Here is a 16,034-nt window from a genome sequence, read left to right as displayed (position 1 = left end):
GCTTTTCCTCCGCCGGATCACAACGTGCCCTCTTATGCTTCTTCCAGCTTTACGACGGCATCGCGGATGCGCTTTAAGGATTCCCCTTTTCCCAGCACGTCCATGATCTCCGTAGCGCCGCCGGGGGTGTTCTGCTTCCCGGAAACCGCGGTGCGGATGGGCCACATCACGTAGCCGATCTTGTATCCCTTCTCCGACGCGTAACCCTTCAGGGTCTCAAACAGCGCGTCGTTTGTGAAATCCTCCTGCCCTTCCAGTACCGGCAAAAGCTCCTTTAGCACGGCCAGGGAGGTCTCCGGGCTGGTCTTCATCTTCTTATGCGTATACATGGACAGGTCATAGTCCAAAACCGCCTCGAAGAAATCGATCTGCTCCCGGATATCCGGTAAGATCTCGATCCGGGTTTTTACCAGCGCCGCGATCTTTTTCAGATCCAGGTCTTTAGAAACCGCTTCCCGGATATAAGGCTTCGCCAGCTCATAGAAGCGTTCCTCTTCCATGGCCTTTAAATATTCCCCGTTCATCCATTTCAGCTTCACCGTGTCAAATACGGCCGGTGATTTGCTCATATGGGTGTAGTCGAATGCCTCCACCAGCTCCTGCAGCGTGAAGATCTCCCGGTTGTCGGACGGACACCAGCCGAGCAGCGCCACATAGTTTACCACCGCTTCCGACACAAAGCCCTGGTCGATGAGATCCTCATAGGAGGAATGGCCGCACCGCTTGCTCAGCTTCTTGTGCTCCTCATCGGTGATCAGCGGGCAGTGTACGTACACCGGCACGTCCCAGCCAAAGGCTTCATACAGCCGGTTGTACTTGGGCGCGGAGGAAAGATATTCGTTGCCCCGCACCACGTGGGTGATCCCCATCAGATGGTCGTCGATCACATTTGCAAAATTGTAGGTAGGAAAGCCGTCCGACTTGATCAGGATCATATCGTCCAGTTCCTGGTTGGGCACCGTGATATCCCCGTAGATCTCGTCGTGGAAGGTGGTCTCTCCCTCGTTTGGGACATTGAGCCGGATGACCCAGGGCTTTCCCGCAGCAAGGTTGGCTTCCACCTCTTCCTTTTTCAGTCCCAGGCAGTGCTTGTCATACACCACGATGTCCGTTCCGTCCGCGGAAACCGAGGTCCGCAGGGAGTCCAGACGTTCCTTGTCGCAGAAGCAGTAGTAGGCATCCCCCTGCTCCACAAGCTGCTTCGCGTATTTCAGATATAAGCCTGATGCCTGGCGCTGGCTCTGCACATAGGGACCCACCCCTTTGTCCTTGTCCGGCCCTTCGTCATGAACCAGTCCCGTCTTTTCCAGGGTCCGGTAGATGATCTCCAGGGCCCCTTCCACAAACCGCTCCTGGTCGGTGTCCTCAATCCTGAGAATAAAGTCTCCGCCTTCATGTTTTGCGATCAGATATGCATAAAGCGCCGTCCTCAGATTTCCTACATGCATCCTCCCTGTAGGGCTGGGCGCAAATCTTGTCCTTACTTTTTTCATCTCTTATCTCCATTTCTGACTGATTATACGTTGATCTCCGCCTTCAGGCCGAGAAGCTCTTTATTTTCCTCCAGAAGCGGACGGATCACCTGCTCCAGATAAGCATCCACCTGCTCCCTGGCGCGTCCCACGTATCTGGCAGGATCCATGGCCTTCTTCAGATCATCCAAACTCAGGTTGAATGCCGCGTCCTCCGCGATCAGCTCCAGCAGGTTGTTGTCCATGCCCCGCTCTTTTACATTTTTCCCTGCTTCCATGGAAAGCTCCCGAATCCGTTCGTGGAGCTCCTGCCTGTCGCCGCCTGCTTTCACCGCGTCCATCATGATATTTTCTGTTGCCATGAAGGGCAGCTCCGACATGAGCCGCTTCTCGATCACCTTCGGATAGACCACCAGCCCGTCCACCACATTCAGGCACAAATCCAGGATTCCGTCAATGGCCAGAAAGCCTTCCGGCACGCTGAGCCGCTTGTTTGCCGAATCATCCAGCGTCCGCTCAAACCACTGCGTGGCGGAGGTGACGGCCGGATTCAGGGCGTCGATCATCACATACCGGGAGAGGGAGGCGATCCGCTCGCTGCGCATGGGGTTTCGCTTGTAGGCCATGGCCGAAGATCCGATCTGGGTCTTTTCAAAGGGCTCCTCCACTTCTTTCAAATGCTGCAGCAGACGGATATCATTGGAAAGCTTATGTGCGCTGGCAGCGATGCCGGCCAGTACGCCCAGCACCCTGGTATCGGTCTTTCTGGAATAGGTCTGCCCGGATACCGGATAGCATGCCGAAAATCCCATCTTCTCCGCGATCATGGGGTCGATTTGCTCAATCCGCTCCTGGTCTCCGTCGAAGAGCTCCAAAAAGCTGGCCTGGGTACCTGTGGTTCCCTTGCTGCCTAAGAGCTTTAAGCTGCCCAGCACATAATTCAGGTCTTCCAGGTCCATCTCAAATTCCTGCATCCAGAGAGTCGCCCGTTTTCCCACGGTGGTAGGCTGGGCCGGCTGGAAATGGGTAAACGCCAAAGTGGGCTGGTCTTTCTGGGCCTCCGCAAACTTTGCCAGTTCCGCGATCACATTGACCAGTTTTTTGCGCACCAGCTTCAATGCCTCGGACATCACGATGATATCCGTATTGTCCCCCACATAGCAGGAGGTGGCGCCTAAGTGGATGATTCCCTTTGCCTTAGGGCACTGCACTCCATAGGCATAGACATGGGACATCACGTCATGGCGGACCATTTTTTCCCGTTCCTTTGCCACGTCATAATTGATGTCATCCGCGTGAGCCTTCAGCTCATCAATCTGTTCCTGGGTAATATTGAGTCCCAGCTCCTTCTCCGTCTCGGCAAGGGCAATCCACAGCCGCCTCCATGTCCGGAACTTCTTGTCCGGTGAAAAAATGTACTGCATTTCCTTGCTGGCATACCGCTCCGAAAGCGGGCTTACATAGCGATCCATACTCATATCTGTCTCCTCCATACTCTATAACCGGTCTGCCCGGCAGATGAACTGCCTGCCGGCCGCGGCCGGTTTCCACCGCAAAATGGCCGCCGAAATCTGTTCCGTCTCCAGGACGATTATAATACATGCCCCCATGAAAATCAATACGGAAAACCCGCCCCCGGACATTTTTCTCCATATAAAAGCATATAAAAAAGGAACAGGAACCGCAGATCCGATACATGGACATACCAAATGTCCGTGCTGCTTCCCTGCGGTTCCCTGTGATTAACCCTGTGTAAATCTTGACAAAAACTGGCGTGTCCGCTCCTCCTTCGGATGCTCAAACACCTGCTGCGGATCGCCCTGCTCCAGAATGTATCCGTCGTCCATGAAGATCACCTGGTTCGCCACATCCCGGGCAAAGGCCATCTCATGGGTGACAATGATCATGGTGGTGTTCTGGTCCGCCAGCTCCCGGATGACTCTTAAGACCTCCCCGGTGAGCTCCGGATCCAGCGCGGACGTGGGCTCGTCAAAGCAGAGGATATCCGGCTGCAGCGCAAGCGCCCGGGCAATGGCCACCCGCTGGCACTGGCCTCCGGAGAGCTGATGGGGATAGTTGTTCCTCCGGTCGGAAAGCCCCATCTGGTTCAGCAGGGATTTCGCCTGCTCCTCGATCTCCTCATGGATTTCCTTTTTTTTCGCCTTATAGTCCGGCTGCTGTTTTGCCAGCAGTTCCTTCGCCAGCATGACGTTTTCCATGGCCGTGTACTGGGGAAACAGGTTGAAGGACTGGAACACAAGACCGAAGTGCAGGCGCTTTTTCCGGATCTCCGACTCCTGCATGGTCAGGGGATCATCCCCGTCAAACAAAACCTCCCCGTTGACCCGCAGGATTCCTTTGTCGGGCCGCTCCAGGAAGTTCAGGCACCGAAGCAGGGTGGTCTTCCCGCTTCCCGAAGAGCCGATGATGGAAACCACCTGCCCTTTCTCCAGGGAAAAGCTGATGTCCTTCAAGACTTCTGTATGTTCAAAGGATTTGCATATATGTTCTACTTCTAATATGGGCATCTTCTCCATTCCTTCCCTATCTGAAATAATCCAGCTTCTTTTCCAGCCGTCCCAGCAGCATGGTCAGGATTCCGTTCCAGATCAGATAATACACCGCTGTAAAAAACAGGGGCCAGATGGCGCCGGAAATCCCCTGGGAGCCTTTCATGAACGCCTGTCCCGCCCAGATGATCTCCTGCAGCGCGATGATCCGCGCCAGGGACGTATCCTTGACCAGCGTAATGATCTCGTTGGAAATGGGCGGAACGATCCGTTTGATCATCTGCAGCAGCGTGATCTTGAAAAAGATCTGGCTCCTGGTCATTCCAAGCACCAGCCCTGCTTCCTCCTGGCCCACAGGAACGCCCTGAATGCCGCCCCGGTAGATCTCGGAAAAATAGCAGGCGTAATTGAGGATAAAGGACACCGCCGCCGCCAGAAACCGGCCCCCCTCACCGCCGCCCCAGATGGGGGTATGAAGCACAAGGCCGGGAAAATAATAGATGATCAGAAGCTGGATCATCAAAGGGGTCCCCCTGATGATCCAGACAATAATCTTGGTGACAAAGCTCAGCGGCTTAAACCGGGACATAGAGCCGAAGGCGATCACAAGCCCCAGCGGAAATGCGCCGATCAGGGTCACAAAAAACAGCTTTAAGGTCTGTATAAAGCCGACGTTCAGCGCGCGGATGACAATCGGCATCTGTTCTAAAATCAATTCCATGTATGTATCCTGCTCTCTTAAGACTGCTCCACGATTGCGGCATCCACTCCGTATTTTTCCGCAGTTTCCATCATGCTGCCGTCTCCATAGCTTTCCGCGAAGAACTCATTGAGCGCCGCCGCAAGGTCGGAACCTTTCCTGAAACCGACGCCGTATTCTTCGCTGTTGAGCCCTACTGTGTAAGTCAGATCCCCGTAGCCTGTCCCTTCCCCTACCATGGCGGCAGCCATCAGGGAGTCAATAACCGCGGCACCGGATGTACCGGAAGCCACCTCCATCAGTGCATCGGACTGTGCCTTTACGGCAGTATATTCCAGTTCCAATGCGCTGACCTGTTCCTCGCCGGCGCTTCCCGCCTCCACCGCAAAGGTCAGATCCTTCAAGCTGTCTTTGTCCTGATACTTGTCCGCCACATCCGCGGGCACAATCACGATCTGGGCATTGTTGCAGTAAGCCTTGGAGCATTCCATGGCGCTGGTCACCTCGCTGGTGAGGGTCATGCCGTTCCATACGCAGTCGATGGTCTTGCCGTCTAACTCCATGATCTTGTTGTCCCAGTCGATCTCCACGAACTCCACTTCCACGCCCAGGCTTTCCGCAAATGCCTTGGCCATATCCGCGTCGAAGCCGATCCAGTCTCCGTTCTCATCCTTATAGTCCATAGGCTCAAATTCCGTGATCCCTACGACCAGCGTTCCCTTCTCCTTCACATAAGCCATATCGCTGTCCGAAGCGGAAGCGCCGTCTTCCTCCTGGCTTTCGGCAGCGCTGCCTGCCGTATCTCCATTGGAATCCCCTGCATCGTCCGAATTGCCGGAATTGCCGCATGCCGCCAGGGAAGCGATCATAAGCAGTGTCAACATCATAGCAGCTAACTTTTTCATTCTCATCTTCTCCTTATTGTATCGATTCTTTGTTTCTGTCATCTGTCTGTGCGCAAAGCACTTTTATATATTAGCAGTTTACCAGATTAAAGTCAACATAAAAATGCGTATGTATTATCAAAATACCTGACCGGCGGGAACCGTTGCCCGGCCAAGCTGTCTGACCGGAATCAAAGCAGCGTGAAAAAGCCCGGCGGGAGGCTGCTGCACCCCCTTCCGGGCCTGACGATCCGTCTTTTTTGTTCCGTGACATTTCTGAGGTCTATGAGATCATTCCGCCCAGCATCCCTCCTCCCGCGCAGAGCAGGAACGTGGTCACCACGTTTGCCCCGTCCCCCTGCAGGGAACGGTAGACTCCCAGCGACACCAGCAGAAGCAGGGCAAAATAAAGGATGCCGCAGGTCAGCCCCCATAAAAATTTCCGGGTGCCTGACAGTTTCCCGATGATAAATCCTCCCACGAAGGTGGATACCACGTAGATCATGATGATCCCTGCCGCCACCTTGCCCTCGTTGATGTTGAATTTATAAAGCAGAAACGTCAGAAGCAACAGCAAAAGACCGCTGATTATGTAAGCGCACAATAAGGATTTCAGCATCCAGATCACCAGGTTTTCAATCTCCTGCCCCTTCTTTTTTTTATCCATACTTTCTCCTCCCATTCCACCTTCACCGGTATCTACTGATACAGTCTATGATGGCTTTCGAAAAAATATGCCCTTCCGGGGACATTGATTTTTACCGGCGGACACCTTCCGCCCGCCGGCAGCGTTTCATAAGGTATACCCAAGGGCACCCCGTTATGGCCATTCGGCCGTTTCATAAGGTATATATTACTGTTCCATCTGCCGTCCCAGAAATCCGGCCGCGCTCATGGCCACCTTCTGTTCCGTCTCGCCCATTTTTTTCTTTTCATCCCGGTTTAAAAAGACCACTGAACCGATCACGTCCCCTTCGCAGAGGATCGGACACACGGCCTCCTCCTGATAATCCACGTCGCCGTCCGCGATCCGGATAAATTTGTTGCTGTCCGCCTTTGCAAGGATATGCTCCCTCTGCTGGATCACCTTTTCCAGATCCTTGCTGATATATTTGTCCTGGAGCTCCTTCTTTCCGTTCCCCGCCGCCGCCACGATCTGGTCCGTGTCCGTGATGCACACCGTACAGTTCATCGTCTGCGCCAGGCTCTCCGAATACTGCTTCGCCAGGGCGCCAAGCTCCCCGATGGGGGAATATTTTTTCAGGATCACTTCCCCTTCCCGGTCGGTAAAAATCTCCAGCGGGTCGCCTTCCCGGATACGGAGCGTCCGACGGATCTCCTTTGGAATCACAACTCTGCCCAGATCATCTATTCTGCGTACAATTCCTGTAGCTTTCATAATTTATGATACCTCCATCTGCAAATTCTGTCGTGATTCTATTATTTGTAAATGAAGGCATTTTATACCTGATTGCCCTTTTCAAAAAAAGAAAAATTTTCACCCCGGCAAGGCCGGTTTTGTGCGGATATGCCTCAAAAAAATCCCTGCAGGATTTCCCGTCTGGTAATGGTACGATAGGAATGCGAAAACTATTCGTAAACCTCCCAATAACCGTATCGTTTACCACCCTTGCGCTCTATCGTCCCTTTACTCTTTAATACATCCAAACCTCTCTGAATTGTTCGTCTGTTAACAGACAGCTGCCGGGCCATTTCAGTAGAAGTAATAGATGCATTTTCTTTAATCAAAGCTAATATTTTTATTTCTATTGCGACATCCTTTGTGACATCTTTTGTGACATTTAGGGCTTTGGTATCTAAAACTTTGGCACTTTGGAAGGCAGAAAATTTCACCATGATATCTTCTCCATGAACAATATACTCAGGCTCATCCGCTCCAAGACTTTTGCATGCATCCCGAATCTTCTGAATACCTCGTCCCCAACTTTCAATATATCCTGCTCGATAAAATACTCTTGCAATATCAGGATTGTATGGCTTTGATACATGTGTGCTTAAAAGTGTCTCAGCCGTCCAGCCAAAGGGTAACATACTACAATTACTGATATACATAGCATCCTCTTCAATACGTATCTGTACTGGAACATTGTCTGCCCAATTACAATGAATCAAAGCGTTAAAAACGGCTTCTCTTACGGCATCACGTGCAAAAGGATATGTTTCCACTCTGGTTTCTTTGTAATAAGAAATTGCCGCTTTCAAATATTTCAAATAAATCAGGTCAATCACCCTGTCTGCCAAAATAAGCAAAGAACCATGCACTTCATCCTGATATAATAACTCACTGCCTTCAAATTTGCCAATTTTTACATAGCATCCACCAATAATCTTTTCCGGTTCACGGTAAAAACACAATGCCCCTGCACGTTTAAGTTTTCCATCTACTACTAAGTCCAGTTTTTCCAGTAATTCGATATTTGTAATATCCAAATCTTCTTTTGTCATACGCCCGCTTCGTAAAGCTTCTCTTCTAAAAATATCAAAGCTTTCCTGATCCAAATTATCTACTCCGATATTGGATATTGTTGCCGCATCCCATTTCAATCCAGTCTTGGTCATCAAAAAATTTGTCAATACATTTCCCCGAAGCAATTGTTTTGTACTGCCGCTTCTGTAATGATATTCTCCGTTATAGTTTACAGGAAATGACCATGGATTGACGACAATCTCAATATAATCCAATCCATCTTCAGTAAGCAGATTCACATCCGCCATAATTCCTAATTTATTTTGAATTTTGTTCGGAATATCCTCTAACAGCTTTTTTGGATTATTGACTCCAATTACTATTCCATCATCTCGTGTTCCAATATATATTTTGCCGCCCTGCGCGTTTGCAAATCCACATATCCATTTAAGATATTCGTCACGCCACGATTCTTTCCATTCTATATTTTGACTCTCTGCCATTTTATAGCCTCCACCTCAATCCTGATATTTTTAGTGCTATTTTTTATGTATACCGTTTATACCATTCCACCAAATCTTTTCTGCTCTCTTCAAAGCACTCTGTCGAAATGTATATATTCTTTTCTATAAGGTATTTGGGCACCCCAATCATGTAAATACGATAATCTAAAATAAATTATACCACAAAAGCATGGTGCATAGCATGAATTTTTATCCTTTCCATACAACAAAAGAGTCTCCTTACGGGAAACTCTTGAAAGATTATATACAAAGCAGTTTGCTGCTGTTACGCCGCTTTCTGCAAATGTCTCTGTTTTACATACCCATCATTGAAAGGGTGGATGCAGAGAAAATCATTGAGAAAACCAGACCTATTATTGCTTTGGCCTGGCCTCCTTGTAGCAATTTTCACTTACAAAGTCTTTCTGAATCCTTACGGCAAACCTTCCTTAACCTCCCTGCAGCATTTTCAAACGATCAGCCTGCTGGCCAATACGATGATCGGAAGGGCGATCAGAGTCCTTTCCATGAAGATCACCGCCAGTCTTTTTAAGTCTACCCCCAGCTTTGCCTGCAGGACCACCGCGCCCACCTCCGTGATATAGATGATCTGGATCAGCGACAGCGACGCAATGACAAACCGTGTCCTGACACTTGCAATCCCCGTCACCAGCAGCGCCGGGATGTACATGTCAATGAAGCCTGCCAGCGTGGCCGGAGCCACCGCAAATGCGGACTCCACTCCCAAAAGATGCAGAATCCACCCCATCGGCCACGAGAGCCAGCCAAATATGGGCGTATAGTTCACCGTAAGCATCCCTAAGATTCCCCATCCGATTCCGATGGGCATCAGGTTCAGGAGGATGGATGCCATGGTATTGATCCCTGTTTTCCATACTTTTTGCAGCGAAAAATCTTCAGCCGCCCCGCAGCCGCTTGCCACAGCCCTGCTGAAAAAATTCTGTTCCCCTGCCTTCCTTCTTTCCGGCCTGTCCGCCACATACACGTCCTCCAGACGGTTCAGCGGATAGATCCTGGGCAGGACCATCGCCAGAAAGATTCCCAGCCCGCAGAGCAGAAGGTACATGGGCAGAAAATACGGTTCCACCTTCGCCGCCTCCGCGACGACCATGCAAAACGGGATGGATACCAGTGAGAAATTGCACATCACAATCGCCGCTTCCCTTTTGGTATAATACCCCTTCCTGAATTTTTCGGCCGACAAAAGCACCGCGGCATTGGACGCCCCCACCCAGGAGGCGATCAGATCTAGCGAAGCATCCGACGGCACCCGGAACATGGGCCTTACAAAGGGCCGGGTAATCTCACCGAAAAATTCCATCAGCCCGCCGTCTGTCAAAAACGAGAGCAGAAAGCTCAAAGCGATTGCCAGGGCAAGCAGTGTGCTCCCCAGCTCCACCATATCCTGCGACGCGCGGATGACATGCTCCGGCAGAAGATGAAAGTTGCACATAAATACCATCACCAGCGTAAAGATCTTGCTTGCCAGATAAATTCCCGAAACACCGAAACGTCTGTGCACCCATTCCGGTACTTCCTTTCCTTTTTTCCCCATAACGTAATCGTAAGAAGACCCCGCCGCAGATCCCGCAATCAAAAGCAATACGACAGCTTTTGAGACCGGTGAAAGCAGGCGTTTCACCAGGGTCGTTAAAATTCCGACCAGAATATTCGTGCTCCCCTCAAAGTGAAATGGTATCAGAAAACTCACAACACCTATGCAGGATATGAACAAAAATTTTCCAATGTTTTTCTTTCCCATATGGTACCCCCAATGCGTTTTGCATCTGACTGCTCATATACAGCCAGAGGAGCCATGATGGACATGGTTGCGGCGGCCAGCCCCGTGGAACTCGGCATCAGGGACGCAAACGCGAAATAGAAGACCATGCAGACCAGTACAAATACCACCGGCGGAAGGCTTGAAAGCGTGGATTCCCCAAAGTGTAAAATGGTGGATGTGATTCCTCCGTCTGACATCAGGACCTGGATTCCTCTTGCCATCGGCACTACCAGGGCGGTGGGCACAACCGACGCGGCCCCCTGCATCACGATGTCGATGATCTTATTCATATCCAGGCGGTGGATCATTCCCACAATGAAGGTCCCTACAAGCACCAGCAGGCTGATCTCTCCGAAATACCAGTCTCCGAACGGTGTGATGTTCCTGCCCAGAACCGTTCCGAGTACCGGAACCGTTCCGATCCATGTCACGAAATCCTGGAAGAACGTAAAGTTCTCGTTCAAGGATGTCCATGGGATACAGCCTATAATCAGAATCACGAATACCATGATGAATACGATGATGGAATACTTTTGCTCCTTTGTCGGCTTCTTGTCCCCGTCCATTTCGATGGGATACTTTTTGATGTCCTCCTCCCGCCTGTAATACTGGGAAGATTTTGTAGGATCTGCCTTCACCTTATCCGCGTACCGGCAGATATAAATGGAAATCAGGCTAAGTACCACAACGAACAGGATGATACGGGTCAGCATCCCCTCCCCGGGGCTGATTCCCGCGATTCCGGATGCCACGCCCACGGCAAAGGGGTTGATGATGGAGGCAAGGCATCCGCCCTGTGTACCGAATACGATGATCATAACCGTTACCACCGTATCCAGACCGAGGGCCATGATGATGGGCATAAACATCAGCATGTAGATGATCCCTTCCTCATAGCAGCCTTCCGTCGTCCCCATCACTCCCATGATAAATACCAGCACCCAGATCAGCACATGGTAGTTTGTCTGGAATTTTTTCGCAATGTTGCTTAAGTAAATCTTAATGGCGCCTGATTCATCCATCATCTGCAGAAATGATCCGAACAGCATAATGGAAAGCGAGATCGCGATAGCACCATTCATTCCGTTGATGGGCGCCATTCCGATATCCCAGATTCCCTGCGGGTTCGACTCTGCGCCTGCATAGGTTCCGGCAATGGCATTTCCGGCCTCATCCAGTTCATACACGCCTCCCGGAATGATCCAGGTCAATACCGCCACCACCACCGTGATCAGGAAAATCACCACATATGCGCTTGGCGCCTTCTTTTCTTTTTTTGTAACATCCTTGGACATGTTACCCTCCTTCCTTTCCTCTCCATACAGAAAACCTGCCGCCGGCAGCTTTTCTGCATGCAATGGTATAAAGAGCAGCCCTGCTCCTATGCAAATGTAACCACAGTTCCAGTTCTCCCCTCCAAAGCCTGCACTGCCTGGTCCAGAGATGTAATGATCGCTTTTTTACTGGGATTATAGCGTACGAATTTCATCGCGGCTTCTACCTTCGGCAGCATACTGCCCGCCGCAAAATGTCCTTCTTCAATATACGTTCCGGCCTCGGCCAGGGTCATATGGGAAAGGTTCTTCTGATCGGGCTTATGAAAGTTAACCGCCACCTTCTCCACTTCGGTCAGGATCAGAAGGATATCCGCGTCTACCTGCTCCGCGAGAAGCTCTGCCGCAAAATCCTTGTCAATGACCGCGTCTACCCCCTGGGTCGTACCGTCCGCATTTTCCACAACCGGAATGCCGCCTCCTCCGCATGTGATCACGATCGTATCCTTCCAGAGCTCCCGCACCGCATGGATCTCTTTGATCTTCCTGGGCAGCGGGGATGCCACCACCCTTCTCCAGCCGCGTCCCGCGTCCTCCTTCATATTGTAGCCTTTTTCTTCCGTCAGCTTCTTCGCTTCCTCTTCCGTATAAAACCCTCCGATGGGTTTTGTGGGATTCTGGAATGCCGGGTCTGCCTTTTCCACGACCATCTGCGTCGTCAGCGTCACAACCGGCACATTCCGGTTTCTCTTACTCAGCGCGTAGCTGAGCGCCTGCTGCAGATGGTAGCCGATGTATCCCTGCGACATTGCCCCGCATACATCGAAGGGCATGGGCGGCACCACATCCTTTGCCGTCTCGCTGGCAAGGATGATGCGGCCTACCTGGGGTCCGTTTCCATGGACAAGCGCCATCTCATATCCTCTGCCGCTGATCTCCGCAATGTATTCACAGGTTCTTTTTACAACTTCAAGCTGGGCCTCTGCCGTCGGGGCCGTCCCCTTTGACTGCAGCGCATTGCCGCCCAGGGCGATGACAATTTTTGTTTTCTCACTCATAGCTTCCTCCTGAAAAGATGCCGAAAACGGTCTGTCTTTTTCGGCATCCTTGTCTCTTACACTTCATTTACAAGCCGGAATACGTTTTCCTTCTCACCCTTTACAAAATGTACAATATTCTCGCAGGAAATTCTCTGCATATCTTCGAATGCCTCCTTTGAGAAAAATGCCGCGTGGGGGGTGATGATCAGATTCCTTCTGTTTACAAGGGGATGGCCTTCCAGCTTAGGCGTCTCGTCAGAGAGCACGTCCAGCCCGGCCCCGCGCAGAATGCCTTCGTCCAGCGCCTGAGCCAGATCCTCCTCGTTGATGGACACCCCTCTGGCCATATTCAAAAAGATGGGATGCCTTTTCATCCTGCGAAATTCACGGATCGTAAAATAATCCCGGTTCCCTGCGCCCAGATTCATATGGTTGGAGATCACATCCGCGCGCTCATAAATTTCCTCTGCGGTCACCATCTCCACGCCAAGCTTTTCTGCCTCTTCTTTCTTGTCGGCAATGTCCATGGCGATCACCTGCATTCCCAGTCCCCGGGCCATTTTTGCTACAGCTTTTCCGATTTTTCCGAACCCGAAAATGCCCAGCGTCTGATTCGAGATCCGCGTCGGTATGTTGGATATGCTGTACTCCCAGACATGTTTTTTTTCGATGTCATAGGTGTACTCTTTCAGATTCTTATTCAATGCCAGCATCAGGGCAATGGTATGTTCCGCCACGTCCCAGGTGCAGTATTCTCCCACCGGGCAGACCCCGATGCTCCGTTTTGTCGCCTCCGGCAGGTCCACGCAGTCATATCCGGTGGCGTTGATCGAAATCACCTGCAGATTCGGCGCATGTTCAAGGGCTTCTCTGTCCATCCGGATAAACGCGGTCAGAAGGGCGTTTGTATTCTGCAGTTTCTCATAAAATTCCGCCCGCTTTTCATCTGAATACTCGTATACTTCGATCTCCGCATCCGGCAGCCCTTTTCTCAGCACCTGGATTTCATAATCGTGGGAGGGCATCATAGATGCCCTGTAATCGCTTATCAAAATTTTCATATTTTAAGCTTCCTCTAATATGTAACCAATTTGCACAGCAAATGGATTGCCTATACGATACTTTACGCTGTCTTTCTTATGCCCTCTGAACCGGGAACGTCATACAGTGCGGGCCGCCGCCTGCTTTGAGGATCTGGCACAGGTCTACCTCAATGACGTCCAGGCCGATGGCTTTCATTTTGTCATTGACGGATTTGTTGTTTTTGATTGCAAGGACCTTGCCCTCTCCAAGCGCCTGCACGTTGCAGCCATGCTTAAATACCAGCTCGCTTTCCACCGGAATGATCTCAAAATTGCGGCGTTTGAGCATTTGGATAAAATTGTAGGGCAGTTCGTCTACCGCCGCGATGCAGGTCTTTTCCGCGACAATGTTGAACACCATATCCAGATGCAGGTTTGCAGGCGGACAGGGAACTCCTACTACGGTATAACCGAATTTCGCAAGCTGCTCCCGCAGGTTCGCAATGCCGGCCTGATCTGTACGGTCTACTTCTCCGAATGCCAGCGTATGCTCGTCGATCATCCAGAAGTCTCCGCCCTCGAAGCAGCCTGCGTTGCAGCGCGCGATCACGGGAACCCCGATCTCTTTTAACTTCGCCTCATAAGCCGCCGTCTCCACCTGTCTTGCCGGATGGCGGAATTTGCCTATGATCGCCCCTTCCTTTACACATGCGCCGAAGTCTCTTGCAAATGTCTGGACTTCCATGGACGGGTCCGGCGTCATCTCCACAACCTCTACCCCGTTGGCGCGGTACGCGTCCATCAGTTCGTTCCACTCCTTGACCATCAGGTCATTCTGCTCGGTCTCTCCCTTTTCCATCCAGCTCTTTGTAATCTCATTGATGGCGTTGAATACATAATATTTCGGTGAGCAGACCAGCACCTTTTTTAATACGTTTGTTGCGTTTGATACGAATACTTCTGACATGTCCTCTTCCTCCTCTTATCTTGCCACCGCGGCCAAAATTCCCTTGATCGAGTGCATTCTGTTTTCGCCCTGGTCCCATACTACGGACTGTTCGGATTCCATCACTTCATCGGTTACGTCGATTCCCCTATATGCCGGCAGGCAGTGCATGAAGATGGCGTCCTTCTTTGCTTTTTTCATAGCCTCCATTGTCACCTGATAGGGATGGAAAGCTTTTTTCAGACGTTCCACCTCTTCCGGAGCCTGGCCCATGCTGTAATGGGACATGCCGTATACGATATCCGCGTCTTTTAATGCTTCGTCGAAGTCGCTGGTGAATACGATCTTAGCGCCTGTAGCTTCCGCCCTTCTCATGGTCTCCTCATAGATCTCCTGAACCGGTTCCATTCCCTCCGGCCTTGCCACATACAGGTCCATTCCCAGTGTAGCGCACATAATCATGGTGGTGTAGCAGACATTGTAGAGATTTCCTGCGTAGCAGATCTTGATTCCTTTGTATCCGCCTTTTTTCTCTTTGATCGTCATCAGATCCGCGATCCCCTGTGTCGGATGAGCCAGTGTGGTGAGCCCGTTGATTACCGGATGATCCATCCATTTTGCATATTCCTCCACGATCTCATGTCCGAAGGTACGGATGAACAGCCCGTCATAGTAGCGGTCGAACATACGCGCCGTATCTTTCAGCGGTTCCCCTCTTCCGCTCTGGAGTTCGTCCGGACGCAGGTACACGGTGGTGATGCCCAAGTCTGCCGCCGCACGCTGGAATGCGTTTCTTGTTCTCGTAGAATTTTTTTCAAACAGCGCCGCCCAGACCTGTCCTTTCAGATATTCGTGGGGTTCGCGCGCCGCCCATTTCTTTTTAAAATCAAGAGATAAATCTACGATAAACTCAATCTCCTCTCTGTCCATATCCTTGAATGCAAGGTAATCTTTTCCTCTGAATCTGTTTCTCATGATGCATTCCGACAGGCAAAGCTGGCGGCCTCCTTTTTGTCAGGCTCCAGGAAAAAACTGCCCTATATGTTTTATCAGGACCTTGGCATGATCCGCTATTTTTTCAACCACGCCGGGGAGCTGGATTATCCCTTTCTGGAGGAATTGATCGGAACATATATCACGCCCCTTGAAGACTATGACCGAAAGCACCATACCGAGCTGCTGCGGACGCTGAAACTTTATCTGTCCAACAACGGTTCCAAGAAAGAAACGGAGCGGGAATTATTCATTCACAAAAATACCCTGCGCGCCAGACTGTCCACCATCAGCAAGGTTCTCAACTGCAACGTGGACTTGCTGGAAGACCTGTTTGAAATCCAGCTGGCGTTCCGTTTGAAGCATTTGTTTGAAAAAGATGGAAATTTTATATCTTGAAAACCGCGCTTTATTCTGCTAAAATCAGAAGAGCAAAAAAGCACACAGGATGGAGAGAT

15 protein-coding genes are annotated in these 16,034 nt (G+C 50.9%); 1 reads left to right on the top strand and 14 read right to left on the bottom strand.

Annotated features, from left to right (window positions below; translation table 11 throughout):
• Window positions 1–32: 32 nt before the first annotated feature.
• The 14 genes from gltX to argF form a co-directional block, all read right to left on the bottom strand.
• On the bottom strand, window positions 33–1,493 hold the full coding sequence (gltX, locus tag EBB54_RS07860) for a glutamate--tRNA ligase (protein ID WP_125127006.1): 1,461 nt from the start codon (window positions 1,491–1,493) through the stop codon (window positions 33–35).
• 23 nt (window positions 1,494–1,516) lie between these two features.
• Window positions 1,517–2,950, bottom strand: a complete 1,434-nt coding sequence (gene purB, locus EBB54_RS07855; RefSeq protein WP_004079555.1) for an adenylosuccinate lyase — start codon at window positions 2,948–2,950, stop codon at window positions 1,517–1,519.
• A gap of 264 nt (window positions 2,951–3,214) precedes the next feature.
• Window positions 3,215–4,000 carry an amino acid ABC transporter ATP-binding protein gene (locus EBB54_RS07850; RefSeq protein ID WP_125127005.1) on the bottom strand — a complete coding sequence of 262 codons (786 nt, stop codon included), beginning with the start codon at window positions 3,998–4,000 and terminating at the stop codon, window positions 3,215–3,217.
• Window positions 4,001–4,016: 16 nt separating this feature from the next.
• Complete coding sequence (locus tag EBB54_RS07845; protein WP_004079560.1) at window positions 4,017–4,703, bottom strand: amino acid ABC transporter permease; 687 nt, start codon at window positions 4,701–4,703, stop codon at window positions 4,017–4,019.
• A 17-nt stretch (window positions 4,704–4,720) separates the two neighbouring features.
• Window positions 4,721–5,587: a transporter substrate-binding domain-containing protein gene (locus EBB54_RS07840; RefSeq protein ID WP_193554341.1), complete on the bottom strand. Its 867-nt coding sequence runs from the start codon at window positions 5,585–5,587 to the stop codon at window positions 4,721–4,723.
• Between the two features lie 262 nt (window positions 5,588–5,849).
• A complete protein-coding gene (locus tag EBB54_RS07835; protein ID WP_004079564.1) occupies window positions 5,850–6,233 on the bottom strand; it encodes a TIGR04086 family membrane protein in 384 nt (127 codons plus the stop codon).
• A gap of 186 nt (window positions 6,234–6,419) precedes the next feature.
• On the bottom strand, window positions 6,420–6,965 hold the full coding sequence (gene spoVT / locus EBB54_RS07830) for a stage V sporulation protein T (protein ID WP_004079565.1): 546 nt from the start codon (window positions 6,963–6,965) through the stop codon (window positions 6,420–6,422).
• Window positions 6,966–7,156: 191 nt separating this feature from the next.
• Window positions 7,157–8,497, bottom strand: a complete 1,341-nt coding sequence (locus EBB54_RS07825) for an ATP-binding protein (protein ID WP_125127003.1) — start codon at window positions 8,495–8,497, stop codon at window positions 7,157–7,159.
• A 469-nt stretch (window positions 8,498–8,966) separates the two neighbouring features.
• Complete coding sequence (locus EBB54_RS07820) at window positions 8,967–10,280, bottom strand: YjiH family protein (RefSeq protein WP_125127002.1); 1,314 nt, start codon at window positions 10,278–10,280, stop codon at window positions 8,967–8,969.
• Window positions 10,235–11,596 carry a YfcC family protein gene (locus EBB54_RS07815; RefSeq protein WP_243127585.1) on the bottom strand — a complete coding sequence of 454 codons (1,362 nt, stop codon included), beginning with the start codon at window positions 11,594–11,596 and terminating at the stop codon, window positions 10,235–10,237. Before EBB54_RS07815 ends, EBB54_RS07820 begins: the two co-directional genes overlap by 46 nt.
• An 86-nt stretch (window positions 11,597–11,682) precedes the next feature.
• Entirely contained in the window at window positions 11,683–12,633 is a 951-nt protein-coding gene (gene arcC / locus EBB54_RS07810; protein ID WP_125127001.1) for a carbamate kinase, read from the bottom strand.
• A gap of 56 nt (window positions 12,634–12,689) precedes the next feature.
• On the bottom strand, window positions 12,690–13,676 hold the full coding sequence (locus EBB54_RS07805) for an NAD(P)-dependent oxidoreductase (RefSeq protein WP_125127000.1): 987 nt from the start codon (window positions 13,674–13,676) through the stop codon (window positions 12,690–12,692).
• A 76-nt stretch (window positions 13,677–13,752) separates the two neighbouring features.
• Window positions 13,753–14,604 carry a dimethylarginine dimethylaminohydrolase family protein gene (locus tag EBB54_RS07800; protein ID WP_004079574.1) on the bottom strand — a complete coding sequence of 284 codons (852 nt, stop codon included), beginning with the start codon at window positions 14,602–14,604 and terminating at the stop codon, window positions 13,753–13,755.
• 15 nt (window positions 14,605–14,619) lie between these two features.
• Complete coding sequence (gene argF / locus EBB54_RS07795; protein ID WP_125126999.1) at window positions 14,620–15,558, bottom strand: ornithine carbamoyltransferase; 939 nt, start codon at window positions 15,556–15,558, stop codon at window positions 14,620–14,622.
• A gap of 66 nt (window positions 15,559–15,624) precedes the next feature.
• Here argF and EBB54_RS07790 point away from each other — a divergent pair, with 66 nt between their 5' ends.
• Complete coding sequence (locus EBB54_RS07790; RefSeq protein ID WP_125126998.1) at window positions 15,625–15,975, top strand: helix-turn-helix domain-containing protein; 351 nt, start codon at window positions 15,625–15,627, stop codon at window positions 15,973–15,975.
• Window positions 15,976–16,034: the final 59 nt, after the last annotated feature.

The organism is Schaedlerella arabinosiphila (genome assembly GCF_003885045.1).
Classification (GTDB): domain Bacteria; phylum Bacillota; class Clostridia; order Lachnospirales; family Lachnospiraceae; genus Schaedlerella; species Schaedlerella arabinosiphila.
This window is presented reverse-complemented; position numbering and strand designations above follow the sequence as displayed.

What these genes read in the sequence shown, in the direction of transcription:
- gltX (WP_125127006.1), bottom strand. Translation starts at nt 1,493, where the DNA reads ATGAAAAAAGTAAGGACAAGATTTGCGCCCAGCCCTACAGGGAGGATG.
- purB (WP_004079555.1), bottom strand. Translation starts at nt 2,950, where the DNA reads ATGAGTATGGATCGCTATGTAAGCCCGCTTTCGGAGCGGTATGCCAGC.
- EBB54_RS07850 (WP_125127005.1), bottom strand. Translation starts at nt 4,000, where the DNA reads ATGCCCATATTAGAAGTAGAACATATATGCAAATCCTTTGAACATACA.
- EBB54_RS07845 (WP_004079560.1), bottom strand. Translation starts at nt 4,703, where the DNA reads ATGGAATTGATTTTAGAACAGATGCCGATTGTCATCCGCGCGCTGAAC.
- EBB54_RS07840 (WP_193554341.1), bottom strand. Translation starts at nt 5,587, where the DNA reads ATGAAAAAGTTAGCTGCTATGATGTTGACACTGCTTATGATCGCTTCC.
- EBB54_RS07835 (WP_004079564.1), bottom strand. Translation starts at nt 6,233, where the DNA reads ATGGATAAAAAAAAGAAGGGGCAGGAGATTGAAAACCTGGTGATCTGG.
- spoVT (WP_004079565.1), bottom strand. Translation starts at nt 6,965, where the DNA reads ATGAAAGCTACAGGAATTGTACGCAGAATAGATGATCTGGGCAGAGTT.
- EBB54_RS07825 (WP_125127003.1), bottom strand. Translation starts at nt 8,497, where the DNA reads ATGGCAGAGAGTCAAAATATAGAATGGAAAGAATCGTGGCGTGACGAA.
- EBB54_RS07820 (WP_125127002.1), bottom strand. Translation starts at nt 10,280, where the DNA reads ATGGGAAAGAAAAACATTGGAAAATTTTTGTTCATATCCTGCATAGGT.
- EBB54_RS07815 (WP_243127585.1), bottom strand. Translation starts at nt 11,596, where the DNA reads ATGTCCAAGGATGTTACAAAAAAAGAAAAGAAGGCGCCAAGCGCATAT.
- arcC (WP_125127001.1), bottom strand. Translation starts at nt 12,633, where the DNA reads ATGAGTGAGAAAACAAAAATTGTCATCGCCCTGGGCGGCAATGCGCTG.
- EBB54_RS07805 (WP_125127000.1), bottom strand. Translation starts at nt 13,676, where the DNA reads ATGAAAATTTTGATAAGCGATTACAGGGCATCTATGATGCCCTCCCAC.
- EBB54_RS07800 (WP_004079574.1), bottom strand. Translation starts at nt 14,604, where the DNA reads ATGTCAGAAGTATTCGTATCAAACGCAACAAACGTATTAAAAAAGGTG.
- argF (WP_125126999.1), bottom strand. Translation starts at nt 15,558, where the DNA reads ATGAGAAACAGATTCAGAGGAAAAGATTACCTTGCATTCAAGGATATG.
- EBB54_RS07790 (WP_125126998.1), top strand. Translation starts at nt 15,625, where the DNA reads ATGTTTTATCAGGACCTTGGCATGATCCGCTATTTTTTCAACCACGCC.